12 protein-coding genes are annotated in these 15,373 nt (G+C 49.6%); 4 read left to right on the top strand and 8 right to left on the bottom strand.

Going from position 1 to position 15,373, the window contains the following annotated elements:
* Positions 1–21: 21 nt before the first annotated feature.
* From NDA01_RS23235 to ndhL, 5 genes are all read right to left on the bottom strand, one after another.
* Complete coding sequence (locus NDA01_RS23235; RefSeq protein ID WP_348229840.1) at positions 22–3,636, bottom strand: hypothetical protein; 3,615 nt, start codon at positions 3,634–3,636, stop codon at positions 22–24.
* A gap of 257 nt (positions 3,637–3,893) precedes the next feature.
* Positions 3,894–4,865, bottom strand: a complete 972-nt coding sequence (locus NDA01_RS23240) for a hypothetical protein (RefSeq protein WP_348229841.1) — start codon at positions 4,863–4,865, stop codon at positions 3,894–3,896.
* A gap of 186 nt (positions 4,866–5,051) precedes the next feature.
* Complete coding sequence (gene trpA, locus NDA01_RS23245; RefSeq protein WP_348229842.1) at positions 5,052–5,852, bottom strand: tryptophan synthase subunit alpha; 801 nt, start codon at positions 5,850–5,852, stop codon at positions 5,052–5,054.
* 103 nt (positions 5,853–5,955) lie between these two features.
* Positions 5,956–6,291, bottom strand: coding sequence for a DUF3007 family protein (locus NDA01_RS23250; RefSeq protein ID WP_190441030.1), 336 nt, complete (start codon positions 6,289–6,291; stop codon positions 5,956–5,958).
* A 24-nt stretch (positions 6,292–6,315) separates the two neighbouring features.
* Entirely contained in the window at positions 6,316–6,555 is a 240-nt protein-coding gene (gene ndhL / locus NDA01_RS23255; protein ID WP_348229843.1) for an NAD(P)H-quinone oxidoreductase subunit L, read from the bottom strand.
* Positions 6,556–7,316: 761 nt separating this feature from the next.
* Here ndhL and NDA01_RS23260 point away from each other — a divergent pair.
* Both NDA01_RS23260 and NDA01_RS23265 read left to right on the top strand, forming a co-directional pair.
* Entirely contained in the window at positions 7,317–7,553 is a 237-nt protein-coding gene (locus NDA01_RS23260) for a hypothetical protein (protein WP_348229844.1), read from the top strand.
* Positions 7,554–7,915: 362 nt separating this feature from the next.
* Positions 7,916–9,316 (top strand): hypothetical protein, encoded by a 1,401-nt coding sequence (locus NDA01_RS23265; protein ID WP_348229845.1) that lies wholly within the window; start codon positions 7,916–7,918, stop codon positions 9,314–9,316.
* A gap of 43 nt (positions 9,317–9,359) precedes the next feature.
* Here NDA01_RS23265 and NDA01_RS23270 read toward each other — a convergent pair whose 3' ends face one another.
* Positions 9,360–10,319, bottom strand: a complete 960-nt coding sequence (locus NDA01_RS23270) for a lysylphosphatidylglycerol synthase domain-containing protein (protein WP_431193504.1) — start codon at positions 10,317–10,319, stop codon at positions 9,360–9,362.
* A gap of 88 nt (positions 10,320–10,407) precedes the next feature.
* Positions 10,408–11,748 (bottom strand): glutathione-disulfide reductase, encoded by a 1,341-nt coding sequence (gene gorA, locus NDA01_RS23275; RefSeq protein ID WP_348229846.1) that lies wholly within the window; start codon positions 11,746–11,748, stop codon positions 10,408–10,410.
* 417 nt (positions 11,749–12,165) lie between these two features.
* Here gorA and NDA01_RS23280 point away from each other — a divergent pair, with 417 nt between their 5' ends.
* Together NDA01_RS23280 and NDA01_RS23285 are read left to right on the top strand one after the other, a co-directional pair.
* The gene (locus NDA01_RS23280; RefSeq protein WP_348229847.1) at positions 12,166–12,735 is read left to right on the top strand and encodes a DUF6658 family protein; all 570 of its coding nucleotides are present in this window, start codon (positions 12,166–12,168) and stop codon (positions 12,733–12,735) included.
* 233 nt (positions 12,736–12,968) lie between these two features.
* Positions 12,969–13,595: a DUF6658 family protein gene (locus NDA01_RS23285; RefSeq protein WP_190441014.1), complete on the top strand. Its 627-nt coding sequence runs from the start codon at positions 12,969–12,971 to the stop codon at positions 13,593–13,595.
* Between the two features lie 60 nt (positions 13,596–13,655).
* Here the strand turns inward: NDA01_RS23285 and larC are convergent, their stop codons facing one another.
* Complete coding sequence (gene larC, locus NDA01_RS23290; RefSeq protein ID WP_348229848.1) at positions 13,656–15,272, bottom strand: nickel pincer cofactor biosynthesis protein LarC; 1,617 nt, start codon at positions 15,270–15,272, stop codon at positions 13,656–13,658.
* Between the last annotated feature and the right edge of the window lie 101 nt (positions 15,273–15,373).

The raw sequence follows: 15,373 nt of genomic DNA on the forward strand, positions 1-15,373 counted from the left end.
TCTGACTGGTTGCTGGCGGTGCTATGGGTTGGTGTTTGGCATGGGCGCAACGGGAGCCAAGGCTGTCGGGTTCACTTGGGATTCCTGTTGCTGACGGGGAGTAGTTTTTTGCAGACCAAAGCCATCAAACAGTTCATTTAGTTTTAGGTTTAAGCCCAAGTACAGGCCACCGCGAGAGCGATCGCCGTTGAAGTCGCGATCGTCTACATCACCGAAACTATACCCAGCGGCCAGTCGTAGATTTGGGGTGAGATAGTAGCCTGCTTCCACCACCCAACCCAGTTCGCTGTAGTCGGTGGCAGGCTGAGTGAGCCAACGGACTTCTCCAACTACATCCATGCGGTAGCCCAAACGGTAAGTGGTGCGTAGTTGCGCCAAAGAAATGGTGTTGGTGTTGGATAAGTCTTGGGCGCGGTAGGAGGTGCTGTTTCGCAGTGCGTACTTGCCGTAAAACTCCCAGCGCCAATCAGGAGCGTAAATAGCTTCTGCGGCGAATAAGTGATCAGTGGCATCATCATCGCGTCGCCCAAACAAAAATGTTTCGGGCGAGGTAGCAGGGTTGAGGCGGTATTCGTAGCGCAGCAGGGCATTAAAGCGATCGCTACGAGGATCGCGGTAGGCCAAACCAAGCTTGAGATTGGCTGTATCTCCCAAAACTGCTAAAAGTTGATTGGAAGCACTCGCTTGCTGGTAACGAGCCAAGGCTGTAAGAGCAGGGGAAACTTTCCCGGCGGCAGCGGCGGAAATCACCGTATTGCTTCCGGCTGACGAGGTGCGATGCTCAAAGCGGGCGCTGGCTTTGAGATTGGGGTTGTCGGTGTATTCCAGTCCCACACCATAACTATCACCAGAGAGCAACCCTAATGCCGCCGCACCCTGACCTGTAGCAAAGGGTTGGGCAAAGCGTTCTCCGGCGGCAGTACGTCCAAACAAATTGCTAAAGATATGTTCATAGCTCAAGTTCAGACGCAAGCCAGGAGCGATCGCCCAGCGGTGATTCAAGCCAACTGCGCCTTGTCCGGTGAAGCCATTGAAGCCGTTTAGAACCGAATAGCGTCCAGTGATGCTGGTATTTTCGGAGAAGTAATGCTCCAAAATCGTATCGAGACTAGTAATGGAGGTATCTCCTAGCAAGCCACCGGAGGAGAATTGATGCGCTAAGCGAACTGTCACACCCGGATAAGCCGCCCAATCTAAGCCGAAGGTGGTGCGATCGGGATAAAGGGGGTCAATGTCGCCTAGATTCAGTTCATTTTGGGCCTTGAAAGTCAGGCTTTCCGTTAAGGGCAGACCGAAGCGAGAGACCAGTTGGCTAGCGTCACCCTCAAAAAGGTCGGGGGTAGCGCGGTCTTCGCGATCGCGGTTCAGCCATTCCAGACTTAAATCTGCTGAGCCGAGCTTTTGCTGAATACCTGCACTGAAAGTGGTTAAGGTATTGTTGACGGCGCTCCCTGGAATTGGCTCAGGCGCAGGGTTAAACAAATCTGGAATGGTCGTGCGTACCAGCGGCGCAATCCCGTAGTTAGTCTCGCGATCGAACAAGAAGCTGAGTTTTGTGGTCTCACTCAAGGCTGTGGCTAATGCCGCACCGTAGCGGGTTTGTCCCGGCGTGAAACTCACCGTGGCGTTGTTATTGAAGCCTTCATCTACCGAGCGGTAGTAAGCTTGACCTGCGATCGCGGAGGTAATCTTACCGGAGAGTTCTAGGCGATAGGCCGAACCTGTGAGGTTGCCGCGAAATAGCGAGTCATAACTAGAGCGCGCCACCTCACCCACCAGTTGCCCATCAGTGCCGAGGGGAAAGAAGAAATCCAGGCCGTACAGTTCAAAGTCCTGTGCCCCTTGGTCTTCACGTAGATAGCTAAACCCTGTCCAACTTTCGCGATCGAACTCACGGGAAAAGTTGTACTGGAGTCGTCCGGCGTAGAGATTGGTATCGCCGTCGCCAGCGGTTTCGTGCTGGTAGGTGACAACAATGCGACGAACTAAGCTTTGGCCTAGCGGGTTCAGCTCCACCGCCAAAATCGGACGACGGAATATCAAAGAGCCGCGATCGTAGTCAATTTCGTAATCAGGGCCGCGATTTAGAGATTTGCGCTCTAGGACGGTGCCCGGACGATTAATTTCTTCAGTTTCGAGAAAAACGTTTTCGCTACCAGGGATGACTAAGCGACGAGACAAGAAGTAGTAACCACTGGTCCCATCTGGCACCAAAGTATCTCGCTGAAACCCTTGAATGTTGTTGCCATACAACAGCGTGGCTTGCAGATTGCCCAGGTTGTAGTTGCCCTTAAAACCATGTAACTGCCGATTTGTCGCGGTGAACAACTGCGAAGTTCGAGCAAACTCTAGGGTGTTGTAGTCGCCCCACATGCCGTAGTCTGGCTCTGCTCCTGCCACGGGAGACGTACGCTCAAAGCGGAGATACACACTATCGGTAGAAGGTGTGAGATAAGTCGAGGTAGAACTGTCACCGTAAACTGGATAGTTCTGCTCACAAAACTGGATATCCCGGAAGAGCCGATTAGTGCCATCGCAAGTTTCGTTCAGCGATCGCTGGCTATTATAAGCTCCGGTAAACAACCACTCCCCGACTGCACCAATGCCAAACACCGCCGCATTCACATCAACGCGGGTGTCGTCATCAAGCAGTTCTGGATCTAAAAAGTCGCGAAAACTGTCATAAAAGTCGGTGCCCCCTGGCCCAATTCGCAGATTGACCGAACCCGTGACCAACGAGGGACGCAAGTTCGTAATGAACTCAACTTGGGTATAGGCTTCAACTGCTTCTGGTTGCCAAGTAGAAGTAACAAGCCCTCCAGTCGGTTGCAGTAAAGCTTCGTTTTCTGGCGATCGCTCCGACTCCTCTTCTAGGTCTACAGCCGCTCGAACTCTCACTTTCTGGGCTTCTAGCGTTGATTGCAGTTGAGCGGTAAACTGCCCTTGCTGCACCACAACCTGAAAACCAGGGCGATCGCGGTCTTGATCGGCTCCGACAAACTGACCTGCGCTAGCCGTGAGCGTGGCGATCGCGTTGATCGGAAGTAATTCGCCTTGCTCATTTAAGAGGCGACCTTGCAGCGTCACGATAGAACGACCATCAGCAATCACACGAGGGTCATCAACCGAAGCGATTTCTAGGCGAATCGCGCTGGTTTTGTCAGAGCTAACTGCTGGCAGAGTGGGGACTGTAGCGTCAGGGGAGCTGTTGGCTGGACTCGTTGGGCCGTTACTAGCTGGGTTTTCTGATGCCTCAGGACTTTGGGATTCTAAGGGATTTTGAGTCGTCTGCGCGGTGAGTGACGGTAACTCCCCGCTAGGTACAGGAGCAATCAAACCTGAGGGCTTAGCGTCACCGATGTTTGAGCTAGGTTCGCTTTGAAACTCTGCTAATTCAGAAGAATTCGCGATCGCAAAACCAGTTTTGTCCGGATCAAACTGGCTCGAGTCTGTAGAGATAAATGAAACTCCAGCAGGCTGCCCTAGAGGCTCTGGTAGCTGTAAGGATTGAGATTGTATTGAGGGCTGAAGCACCTCAGTGCCGTGCACAGGAGCCGTGATTCCCAGCGCCCCTACAGCAGTGGTCAATAAACTTAGACGAATGATCGCCTTGCTCGAAAGAGCTGTCCCTCTCATATATTTGGTCCGCCAATAGTAGAGCGAATCGCTAAAAATGCTGCTCCTAAAACCCAGAGCCGAGCATGAAATGAAGGAACACCCGATGGCAATCAGCAAAAACAGTTAAGCAGTCTAGCTAAGACAGCGCTCCTGTTCCAGTACATCTACTGAGAGATGCAGCAAGGGCAATAGACTATCAGTCTCTGTGTACTGCTGTCAAACCTTGTAAGGGTTTGCTCCGCAACTGGGCTGCGAAAGATTTAGGCAAAACTTGGCTACCGAGTGGATTGTTCGCCAAAGGCTGGAGTGACCGCAAAATTCATGCGAGCTAAGCCACCGGGTGACAAGCGAACCAGCCGAGATTGGCTATTGGCCTCAATTCGGTAAAGATTGGGCGCGAGCGTATAGCCTGGTAAGCTGCTCAAATCAATGGCTCCGGTGCGGTTGCCAGCGATCACATTAGCGACTGAAAATAAGCCGTTTGGGTCGGTGACAATGCGATTGCCATCATCCATAAAAACGACCGCATTGGGAACTCCTGGTTCTCCTGGTTGCTGTTCGCCGTCAAAGTTTTTATCCACAAAGACTCGTCCCAGAATCGTGCCGCAATCGGACAGGATACCAGGGCGAATCCTGACCAGGAAACTGGCAGTGTTGCTCCGGATCTCACGGGTACCCGTGTTGCCGCTCGCGGAAGCTAGGTTACGACCGCTGCCTCGAATCGCGTCAGGGGTCAAGACCACTGAGTAGGTGAGGTTAAGAGTTTGCTGGGGCGCGAGACCATTGGGAACGGCGATCGCGATGGTGCGATTGTTGGTGGTTGGTTCTGGCAGAGCGACTGGGGTCGAAGTTGTGCCGCTGCCCACTGTGCCTTGCAGAGACTTACCCACGAATTGCATACCCAGTGGCAACACGTCCTGCACAACTAAATTGTTAACAGCGGCTGTACCTGTATTGCGAACTAGCAAACGGTAGGTGACAGTGTCTCCGGGTTCGGCAGCAGAGCGATCGCCTGTTTTCACCACTTCTAGATCTGCGACATCCGTTACAGCGGTGAACGTCGTGGGATTGGACGGCACCGTTCTAGGCGTGTCGCTATTGGGCGCTCTGAAGATAACAGAACCTGTGTTAGAAATTTGTAGCGTTTCCTGAGTCACGCCTGGTAGAACCTGAAGTAGCGCTACTCCGGGTAGAAGCATGGTCAAAAGCCAATGCCTGTGTTGCCACAGCGGTATCAACCCTTTCATTCGATTTGTTCTAACTCGTAGATGTTGAAGTGATTTCCCTAGCAGAGTCCCTGATGGCGGGAAGGCGATCGCTACAAATCTCCTCAACCTACCGCAAGATCACAGTAGGTGCAAGCTAGCGCCTCTCTGAGGTCACACTTACCTCCGATCGCTCGCCAAATTAAGGGTTCTGAAGTTATTACTTCTCTAATCAGAACTAATGACTATCTTTAAGCTTCGACAAAATTCCTCAATGGCTCGCAAACCTTGAGCGGGAGTGCCATCGGCTAAACGCTTGACGAAGGCGCTACCGACAATTACTGCATCTGCGCCCCAATCCATGACTTGCCGCGCATGTTCTGGCTGGGAAATCCCAAATCCCACGCCAATCGGTTTGTCGGTAATGGTGCGCAAATCCATCAAGATGTCTTGGGCGCGAGACTCCAGTTCGGTGCGAATTCCGGTCACACCTGTGACGCTCACCAGATAAATAAAGCCTTGAGCTTGTCGCGCGATCGCCTCAATCCGCTCTCTAGGGCTAGTGGGAGCCACCAACAACACCACCTCAACTCTTAGATTGGCTGCTGTTTGAATCAGTGTCTCCGATTCTTCTAAGGGTAAATCTGGCACCACCAAGCCTTTGACCCCAGCATCCGCAATCTGCTTGAGGAAGTTCTCGATACCTTGGTTCAGGATCGGGTTGTAATAAGTAAACAAAACGATCGGCGATCGCAGTTCTGGGCTGACTTGCCGCACCATTTCCAAGACAGCCTCTAGCCGCGTGCCTCGCTGTAAGGCGCGAGTTGCAGCCGCTTGGATGACAGGCCCATCTGCCAGAGGGTCAGAATAGGGCACGCCCAACTCAATTAAGTCGGCACCGCTGCGGTCTAAGACCCGGAGCGCTTCCGCCGTTGTGGCTAAATCAGGGTCTCCGGCTGTGATGAAGGGGATCAGAGCACATTGACCGCGATCGCGGAGGGATTCAAAACACTGAGAAACCGAAGTCATCCGAATAAATCTGCTTACAGGTTAACCAACTATCAAAACTAGCTGATTTTAGGTAAGTTACCTAATTTGATCAGCCAGTAAGTTTCCCAGCGCCTGTGAGGGTTTAGATCTGCGTTTGGGCTGAATCCTGAGCTGAGGATTGCTGTTCTTGCTCAATCTCTGCCTGGATTTGCGCCAATTCTTCTGGAGTCAGTTCTTCCAAGCGCTTCTGCAAGACTGCTTCTCGATAGTCCTTGACCTGCTGATTGAACGTCATCTTGTGCGTCAGTGCTCTTGACAGATAAGTCAGCAACCAACCCACCAGTCCAGCCACCAGCACTGCTTGGCTCCAAATGCCTGCCTCTACACTATCTAGCCCGATGAACTGTAGTAACAAGTACACCAGGCCACCCGCCACAAAAATGGCTAAACCAATCCCAAGAACGTCAATGCGCCGCATCTATGCCTGCCAATAAAAACCCATTTATGCTTCAATCTGCCGCTTCTGGGGCCGAAAGTTGAGGAACGGCGCTAAAACCAAAAGGCCAGGAAAGAAGAAGAAAACTAGAAAGTACATAAAAGCCCGCTCAAAAGAGCTTGCGACATGCCAGCGTTTTTGCAGGTAAAAGAACAAAGCTAACGGGACAACAACCAAGTAAGCGCCGCCTAAAGCTGCGTACAAAGACAAAGTCAGGATGGAGTCCGGAGAAAGTGCACTCAACATAGAGGTTGGAAGCTACTAAACAATAGGGGTCTCGCTAGTCGTCTCAGCTAGTTACCTGACTGAGTGGTGTCAGCTCAACGAAAGCTGCTTGCAATCTTTTTCATTATCCTACGTGGATTTGACGTTTGCTGTCGATCTCGTGGCTGATCTGACTGTTGAGATGGTTTGGCGATCGCCTCATGGTTAGTCCGAGTTAGTCCGACGAGTTATGAGCGGTGCGATCGCTCTAACCACCCGTAATTGGAGAAACTTCTGCAATTTTGCTCGTAAATCTTGCATAAATTCCCCATTTGATGTCCAATGAACAAGGTGCCCTGCAAAAACAATTGCAAGTCTGCTGAGGTGGAACATGCTATCCACAAAACTTAGCAGTGCTTTACTGACTTTCAGTGAGCTAAAGGCGCATTAAACGGGGGTGTGGCGGAATGGCAGACGCTACGGACTTAAAAAATTGAGCCTTATCAGAGAAATTTGATAAGTGGATGCTCTCAAACTCAGGGAAACCTAAATCTAGCCGTGATTACGGTAGACATGGCAATCCTGAGCCAAGCCGATTAAATTGCAATGAGCGGCAACTTAACCTTGTTCTCATCTGTCAAATCTAATCGGAAGGTGCAGAGGCCCGACGGGAGCTACCCTAACGTTAAGTCGAGGGTAAAGGGAGGGTCCAATTCTCAAAGCCAATCTCTGTAGAAACTTAGTTTTTATAGAAGGTAGTAGTGAAAACTACAGGAGAATGAAAATCCGTTGACCGCAAGGTCGTGAGGGTTCAAGTCCCTCCACCCCCATCAAAACAAACCCCATCAAAACAAGTTGTTATTCGTGGCCAAGCAGCTACGGCTGCTAGAGCGAACTTAGCAGTTTCACCGAACTACGAATTTAAGTGTTCCACTTTTTTGCAGGTGAATTGTAAAGTCGCGATCGCCCTGGAAGAATGGGCTGACCTGCCCGTAATTCTGGCGGCTTACAGGCATTCGTTGGTATCCTTTAAGCCCTAGAAGCTACACCTAAAGTCAGTTAGGCTGAACGTACTGCACTTAGTCCGAAGGGGTGAACTACTTTCAGCAGGCTCTCCTTTATCATGGCTAATGAATTAAATAACTTTACCTCTACTGACAACTGGCTGTTCTAAAAAACACATCATCCAGAGTGAAGCGGGTAGACTGGATTGATAGGGGCTTCACTGCTGACAACTCAAGAGCCACTTTTTTAGGCTCAAACTTACAGGTTGCACTACTTTGGCGGAAATAATGGGCAAACAAAAGACTTTAGAGTAAGCTGATATCTTCTTATACAAGGTGCCAATAGTGCACTCTTAGCAACTATCCTTCACCTCGAATCGTATTTGAGTTCTGTAATAATGACTGGGGACGTTTTGACAAGCGATCGCCACAATGACTCTTCTGCCAAGCTTCATAAATCCAAGCGCAGCACGCAACAAGCTCAGGAAGTTTTGTTCAGCTTTTTGCTGGAAATTGTCAATGCGCGGTCCCCGGAAGATGTTCTTCTAGAATTTCAGCGTCTCTTTATTCATCACGCCGATTCTAGTAGCTCTGCGGTGGTTCCGGCTTTATACGAAATTGTTTTTGCCAATAACGAAGAAGAGTTTAGGAATACTCTAAAGCGCTCTTGCTACATTCTGGTTAATAACTGGGGTACGAAGCGACAGCACAAAGCAATTCAAGATTTAATTCAACTTTTTTCTGATCCGTCCATTACTCGACACACAGTTTCTCCAACTTTAAAACGGTTGAGAACCTGGACTTTAAACTTTGTTAATAGCCAAGATTTTGAAGAGCTTAAGTTATTTGTCTCTCGGTATGATGAGCAGAACAGCCACTGGACGCAAAGATATACTGCGTTTCTGCTAGTACCTCAATTTGTTGACCTAAAAAATCCTATTGAGCAACGAGAAGCAGCCAGAGCGCTTTCTAGGCAGTTAAAGGACCGCTTTAAGTTTGACTTGGCGATGTATATCGCTAGATCGCAGTCATCTACTTTAGGCAGTAAAGCTCCCAAAAATCCCACCGCTTTAGGGGATGAAGTAATCCGCTTGACGAAAGCGATTGTTGCTAGGCGAGGCCCTTTTAATTATGCCAATGTGGCTAACATCTTTCTCAAGCAAACTCAACAATCAACTTATAAAGAATTTAAGGCTAGCTTACAAGAGTATTTAGCTTTTGCAGTTGAGAATCAAGACTTTGTGGATACGCTACGAAAAAGGCTATCTGAGAAGTTTGATTCTCTTTATGAAAACTATCACGATGAAGTTTTAAGCAGCGCGCTCTTGCTCAGAACTTGTAATCGAGTCATTGAATATTTAACAATTGAACAAAAAGGAGAACCCTCTCCCCTATTTGCCTTGTTACTATCTCAGGGGAATCCTCTCACATTAGTCATTGTCTTACTGAAGTTAATTTTGATTTGTAGTCATGCTCGGACTCACTTAGAAGCTTGTATTGCTGAGTTGGTGCGTTACTACGAAGGTTTCTCGGAAGAAGAGTGCCAGTGGGTGATTACTTTCATGGAAGTATTTAATATCACTTTTGCTATTTATGCCGAGAATGTTGAGTACAACCTGATTAAAATGAACCATAAAAAGCAAGATACCTATGAAATATCTCACACCGATTTAGACACTTACAAAATTTTTTCCCAGCTCAAGAGTGACAACTCTTTAGAACTAGCTGCTGAGCTTGAGTTCCTGCCCGAAGCATCGGAAATTGAAAGCAATAAACTCGACTTGCAAGACGGAAAGTAGAGCGCAGCCTTGAATTGACTTTAGTTCAGACTATTAATTGTTTCTATTTCTGAGGAGTGCTTAACCAAGCAAGCCCAGCGCCAATAGACTCAGCCAGAATGCTAATCAGGCGATACAAGGCAACTACGCTCAAAAGCAAACCTGGAGAAAATTGCCGCCCTAATAAAGCGATCGCCGTGGCTTCAAAAACCCCAATTCCTCCAGGGGCTCCGGGCACGACCAACCCTAATAGCCAAGCTAGAGCAAAGGCGCTGAAGAGGGGAGGAATTTGGCTGGTATTCAAAGGACTAATGGCGAGGAAAGTCAGAAGGAAACCAGCGCCTCGGATGCCCACAAAGCCCATCTCTCCTAGTAAAGGTCGGATGGGGTAGCGAGCGATGCGAAGGCTGGAGGAATTGTCAGGAGCATCAGTCGCCTTACCCTTCAAGCGGCTGAGTAATTGAATGCCAAAATTGAGAATTTTAGGATGAACACTCGCCAGCACTACTAATAAGCTGACAATCTGCCAACCCCAACTAGCGCTGCGATTCCCGACCAGAGCAATTAGTAAGGCTGCCGCTGCCATTAATAGAGGTTCTAGTAAAACGCTTAAAGTGGCTGCACCCAGCGAAATACCTACAGCGGTAGCGGCTTGAGTGCGTCCATAAAAGTGCCAGATGTTGCCTGGAAGATATTTGGCAATGTTGGTTCTGAGGTAGACCGCTACTGCCCAGAAGCCGCTGACGGGTTGGTTGAGTTCCTGCAAAATCCAACCCCAAACCCAACCTGACCAAACATGGGCAATCAACGTCACGCCCAGCGCGATCGCCAAATAAAGCCAACCTGTTGCTTCTAGGCGAATGGCAACCACGTCCTCCCAATGATCTTTTAGCGCTTTTGCTAAAAAAATCAGGGTGCCACCCAGGACAACCCATCGTAGATAAGGCTTGAGGCGGGCACCAATTTGCTTCATGATGTATGACTTGGGTGGAGAGGGGCGATCGCCAGATACTGCTAAATGCAATCAGCCATATCTTAATCGTTGCTCCCCTGCCTAGTCACCTTCATCTCTTGCATTTCTTCCCTCATCCTTCTCTTGGATTTCCGATAAATCATAAATTAATCAGTTCTTCAGCGATCGAGGGATGTAGACCCATCGTTTGATTGAGTTGGGGTTTCGTGACACCCAGTCGCATGGCGATCGCTAGGCATTGAATAATTTCGGTCGCATGTTCACCGATTAGATGCGCTCCCACCACCCGTTGGGATTGAGCTTCAACCACTAATTTCAATAACCCTGGTTCATGGCGGGGAGTCAACTTTTGCGAGAGAGGCCGAATCTCGCTTCGGTAGCACTGCACCGCTTCACCGAATTGCACACGTGCCTCAGCCTCGCTGAGACCTACCGTTGCCGCTTCAGGCTGAAAACCTACTGAAACCGGAATTAAGTTGTAATCGACTGCGTGGGGTTGGGGGCCAAATTCCGTATCTGCCATGGCTCGACCAGAGGCGATCGCCACGGGTGTGAGGCTAGTGCGAGAGGTACAATCTCCGATCGCGAAAATATTGGGTTGGGTCGTGCGGCTATATTCATCCGCCGCGACCGTGCCTTGAGCTGTAAGCTGAACTCCAGCTTTTTCTAGCCTCAAACCTTGAGTTTTGGGGTGGCGCTGAGTGGCTGCAACTACAACATCAACGCTTAGAGTCTCATCGCGATCGGAGAGTGTTAGCTCCAAACCTGCCGAACTGCGCTCTACTTTTAATAACTGGCTGTGACAGCGAAAGCTGACCCCGCGTCGAGCTAGACCTGCCTGCACAGCACTGGCTAGCTCATGGTCACAGTCAGCCAAGATAGAGTCGGATGAAATTACTTGAAAAACTTGGGAACCCAAGCTGTTCAAGCTGCTAGCCGATTTCACCCCAATATAATTGTCTCCAATGATCGCAAGGCGTTGAGGCAACTCAGGTAAGTTAAACAGCTCCCGGGAAGTTATCAAATGTTCTGCGCCTGGGATGGGCAGTTGATCCCACTCAGCTCCCACGGAGATCAAAATTTTGGCTGCTGTCACTGATTGCTCTCCCACCTGCAAGGTATGAGCATCTACAAAGACCGCTTGACCTGAAATGACAGCTATTTTGCCAGAGTCGAGATGCCGCTGATGGATTTGGTGCAGCTTTTCAATTTGCTGGTTTTTGGCTTGCACAAACTTGGTCCAACTAAATGAACCGGGTGCAGTGTTCCAGCCATATCCTGCTGCATCCGAGCAAACATCGGCAAAACTAGCGGCGTAGTTTAGTAATCTTTCTGGAACACAGCCATGATTGACGCAAGTGCCTCCGACTGCGGCTAATTCTGCGATCGCCACTCGCGCTCCGTAAGTCGTTGCCCGCTCAGCCGCTGCCAAGCCACCAGAACCCGCCCCAATAACGAGTAGATCGTAGTCAAAGGCCATGATCCAGAATTGCTCCGATCCGTTTGCACAATGCTTATTACTGTGACCAGCTCGTGACTGGGACCAGTCACAACAGCATAAAAACCTTCTGTGGCCGAGTCTTCATCCCAGCGAGTCAGGTCTCGAATGTGTCAATCAATACGTTGATTTGCGATCGCGTTCTAATCGCTCTCTCTAGGGTTAGAGAAAAATAGCTGAGATCGGATGTGGAGAATGTGACCTCGGCTAGAGGATGCGATCGAACCCTCTGCGTAAGCTGAACAGGTATCAGTGAAAAAGTTTCTAGCTCAACTCCTACTGCCCCTGTGATGATCCTACAGCAATAGCCGTAGGAATTTTGAGCTGTCATTTCTCTGTAAGAGGGCCACTTTTAATTAAGCATGAGCCCTTATGCACTGAGCTAATAAGGAGTCTTCTGTGAAGAATTTAATCGCTTTTCTCGAAAAAGTACGAATACGTCAAATTTTAACTGTCTTTATAGCAGGCGTGCTACTGGTAATCAGTACTGCTTGTAACAGTGGAGATGTGAATGGCGCTCGTCCCCAAAATCCTCCTGTGCAAATGGGTGGTAACAACAACCCGCATAAGGGTGGTGGAGACGGTTATACCAACTACAAAGCCTCTACTGATGCTAAAGCGGTTCGCGGTGATCGGGCGGATCTACAACTCGTTGCTCCTCAATTGATCGCTGCTAGCAATATCGGTGATATCCAGAGCAATTCGGACGATGTGCTTTACCCTAGCGCTAATGCTGGCAGTACTAACAATCCCGCGATCGGAACTAGAGCACAAAAAGAACTGCAAGCGCAAGTCAAACAGTTTCCTAAAGAGCGCCAACCTGTGATCGATCGCAGTGATCCGGGCGAAAAGATTATGGAAAGAATTGGCGAGCAGTTCAAAGACGCTTCTGCTTTCGTGAAAGAAACGGGTGATTCTGCTCTAGAGAAGCCAGAATTGGCCCCCGACCCCGCCAAGCGACGCTATTAATTCTTCTTTTAGGACTTCAACTTCAACGCGATAGCAGTGCAGAACTAATTGTAGGAAGCATAATTTTTCCTTAAAAAAAGACAATGCTTTCATATCAATAAAGTTGCCCCAGTTGTACTGAAACGTGACTTTAAGTGCACCTAAAAGCGCATCTAAGAAATCGTTGAGTTGCTAGTTGGAGTCCTTGAAATTTAGTGTCAATTCACTCAAGAAAATACAACGGAGTACTTCATATGAAAAGATTGGTTTCTGCACTTAAAAAGATTCGCTTGAGCCAAGTTCTTGCGGTATTTTTGGCAGGCGTTCTGATGATTTCTACTGCCGCTTGCTCAGGTGGTGCCCAAGCTAGAGAGAGCAGCGGTACTCAAGGCCGAGATAGCAACAGCCCTGCTCAAGGCATCCCTGGACATCGCCAGCAAAACTACCAAGGTGGCATGAACGGCTACAGTGATACGGATGCTCGCTACAACAAGGGTGTGCAATCCAGAACTTCTACTCAAGCCAAAGGTTTGGTTGATAACGCTGAGCGCAATGTGATTGACCAAACGGATGATATTGGCACCAATAGCAAGCGGATCCTTGACAAAAAAGGCGAGAACTTAGAACAGCTAGGTGACAACCTCAAGCGAGACAGCAAATCTTTTGACAAGAAAGCTGACCGGGTCACCAGCAATGTGAAAGACCAAGCAGATAATATCCGCGATGATGCCAAGAGTGCTAGCAAAGGCCTGAGCAAAGTCGCAGATCAGGATCTAGTTGGTAACGCGAAGCAAGCGGTAAACAAGACTTCTAGCTACGTCCAAGACAAAGCTAGCGAAGCGGCTCGTAACACCCAACGAGCGATCGACAAGGCTAGCTAGTGCTGCTAGTAACCACAATAGGATTTAAATTCCTCTAACTACTTTTCATTCTTCAATAATTCAGCGATAAGGTCGGTCAGGTGAGGTATGGATTGTGCCACCTGATGCGGCCTTCTTTTGTTGCAGATACCAAGCTTGCAGCGCGACTCGGTGAACTTCTCGCCAGGGCAGATTCTGCTGTTGAGCAATCTGGGCGCAGTCTTCGTATTCAGGTTGGATATTGGCGATCGCCCCTTCCTTCCCTGGTCCTGCCCACGCAACTTTAATCCGCACTGGCCCGTAATCCGTTTCAATTTGCTGAATTTCGCGAGTCAAAATCCGGCGTTGTTGAGTCGAGCGGCGAATGCCCAAGGTGCTGGTTTCTCGAAACATTATTGCTTCACAATCAGCCACTTGCTCTGGGTGGCAAATTGCGGTTAATAGCACTCCGGGCCGTGATTTCTTCATCGCGATCGCCTGAGTAAACACATCCAAGGCACCCGTGGCTAATAAAGCATTAAAGACATAGCCGATCGCCTGGGGATTCAGGTCATCAATCTGAGTTTCTAGGACTTCCACGGTTTCTAGCGGAGGCCCTGACCTCTCCCCGCCTGCGGCACCCCTCTCCCTAGGGAGAGGGGCTGGGGGTGAGGTGTTACTTTTGTTGAGTTCGGGTTCCTTATGTGGATAGCTGGGGCGATCGCCAGAATGCCAGTGCTGCTGTGCTTCTGTAGAACTTGCTTCCCCTTCTCCTAGCCACAGACGCACCATATTTGGAATAGAGAGATCACGAGAACCAGCGCCTAAGCCCACCCGTTGAAGTGTCATCGTCGGCGGTGGTCCAAACTTTGTAGCCAGAGTCACGGCGATCGCGGCTCCCGTGGGAGTGACCAGTTCGCGATCGATGCCATTGCTGTAAATCGGCACTTGGCGCATTTCCCATAGCTTCAATACGGCTGGAGTGGGGACAGGCAATCGACCATGAGCCGCGCGAATAATGCCCCCACCCGTCGGCATGGGTGAGCAGTAAAGGTGGTCAATGTTGAGCCAATCTAGGCCCAGACAAGTGCCAACAATGTCCACAATGGCATCGGTCGCACCCACTTCGTGAAAATGCACTTGCTCGGGAGCAATTCCATGTACCGCCCCCTCCGCTGCGGCCAAGCACTGAAACACGGCTAAACTCCAAGCTTCGGCCCTCGTAGGCAACTGAGCGGCTTTAATTAGGTGTTCGATTTCTGGTAAGTGGCGAGCATGCCTGTGGTGGTTTTTTGTTTGAGGTTCGTCACCGTCAGGCTGGCTGGGTTGTGAGTTGGGGTGAGGATGAGGATGCTCAGAGTGAGCATGATGAGTGTGAACCTGGTCAGCGGGAGCATAGCCAGAATCAGCGTGATGATGCGTGGCAGCTTGAGCAGGTTCTGTAGCAGAATGGGAATGGACGAACGTAGTGTACGGTTGGTCAACTGGTTCAGAAACAAACTCTGAACTGGAGTTGGGCCTCAAATCGACATGAACTTTGGTTGCTTGCTGTCCATTTCGTTGCACTAACTCTGCCCGCAACCGATATTCATCTGAAATTCCTAAACGGTTAAGTTGCTCGATCAAGTACTCCAAGGGCACGCCTGCGTGGATCAGCGCTCCTAAGCACATATCCCCCGCAATTCCGGTCGGGCATTCCAGGTAAGCCAGCTTACTCATACACCAATCCAATTTCCATCGGTTAAGTCAAGCCAAATTAGCAAAATTATTAAAACTCAGTCTTGATTCAGCATCAAGCTGTCTTGAGTGTGGGGTTTGAG

This window comes from Trichocoleus desertorum AS-A10 (assembly GCF_039962155.1).
Taxonomy (GTDB): domain Bacteria; phylum Cyanobacteriota; class Cyanobacteriia; order FACHB-46; family FACHB-46; genus Trichocoleus.

Excerpts from the sequence above, each read along its gene's own strand:
- NDA01_RS23235 (WP_348229840.1), bottom strand. The coding sequence starts at position 3,636 with ATGAGAGGGACAGCTCTTTCGAGCAAGGCGATCATTCGTCTAAGTTTA.
- NDA01_RS23240 (WP_348229841.1), bottom strand. The coding sequence starts at position 4,865 with ATGAAAGGGTTGATACCGCTGTGGCAACACAGGCATTGGCTTTTGACC.
- trpA (WP_348229842.1), bottom strand. The coding sequence starts at position 5,852 with ATGACTTCGGTTTCTCAGTGTTTTGAATCCCTCCGCGATCGCGGTCAA.
- NDA01_RS23250 (WP_190441030.1), bottom strand. The coding sequence starts at position 6,291 with ATGCGGCGCATTGACGTTCTTGGGATTGGTTTAGCCATTTTTGTGGCG.
- ndhL (WP_348229843.1), bottom strand. The coding sequence starts at position 6,555 with ATGTTGAGTGCACTTTCTCCGGACTCCATCCTGACTTTGTCTTTGTAC.
- NDA01_RS23265 (WP_348229845.1), top strand. The coding sequence starts at position 7,916 with ATGACTGGGGACGTTTTGACAAGCGATCGCCACAATGACTCTTCTGCC.
- gorA (WP_348229846.1), bottom strand. The coding sequence starts at position 11,748 with ATGGCCTTTGACTACGATCTACTCGTTATTGGGGCGGGTTCTGGTGGC.
- NDA01_RS23285 (WP_190441014.1), top strand. The coding sequence starts at position 12,969 with ATGAAAAGATTGGTTTCTGCACTTAAAAAGATTCGCTTGAGCCAAGTT.
- larC (WP_348229848.1), bottom strand. The coding sequence starts at position 15,272 with ATGAGTAAGCTGGCTTACCTGGAATGCCCGACCGGAATTGCGGGGGAT.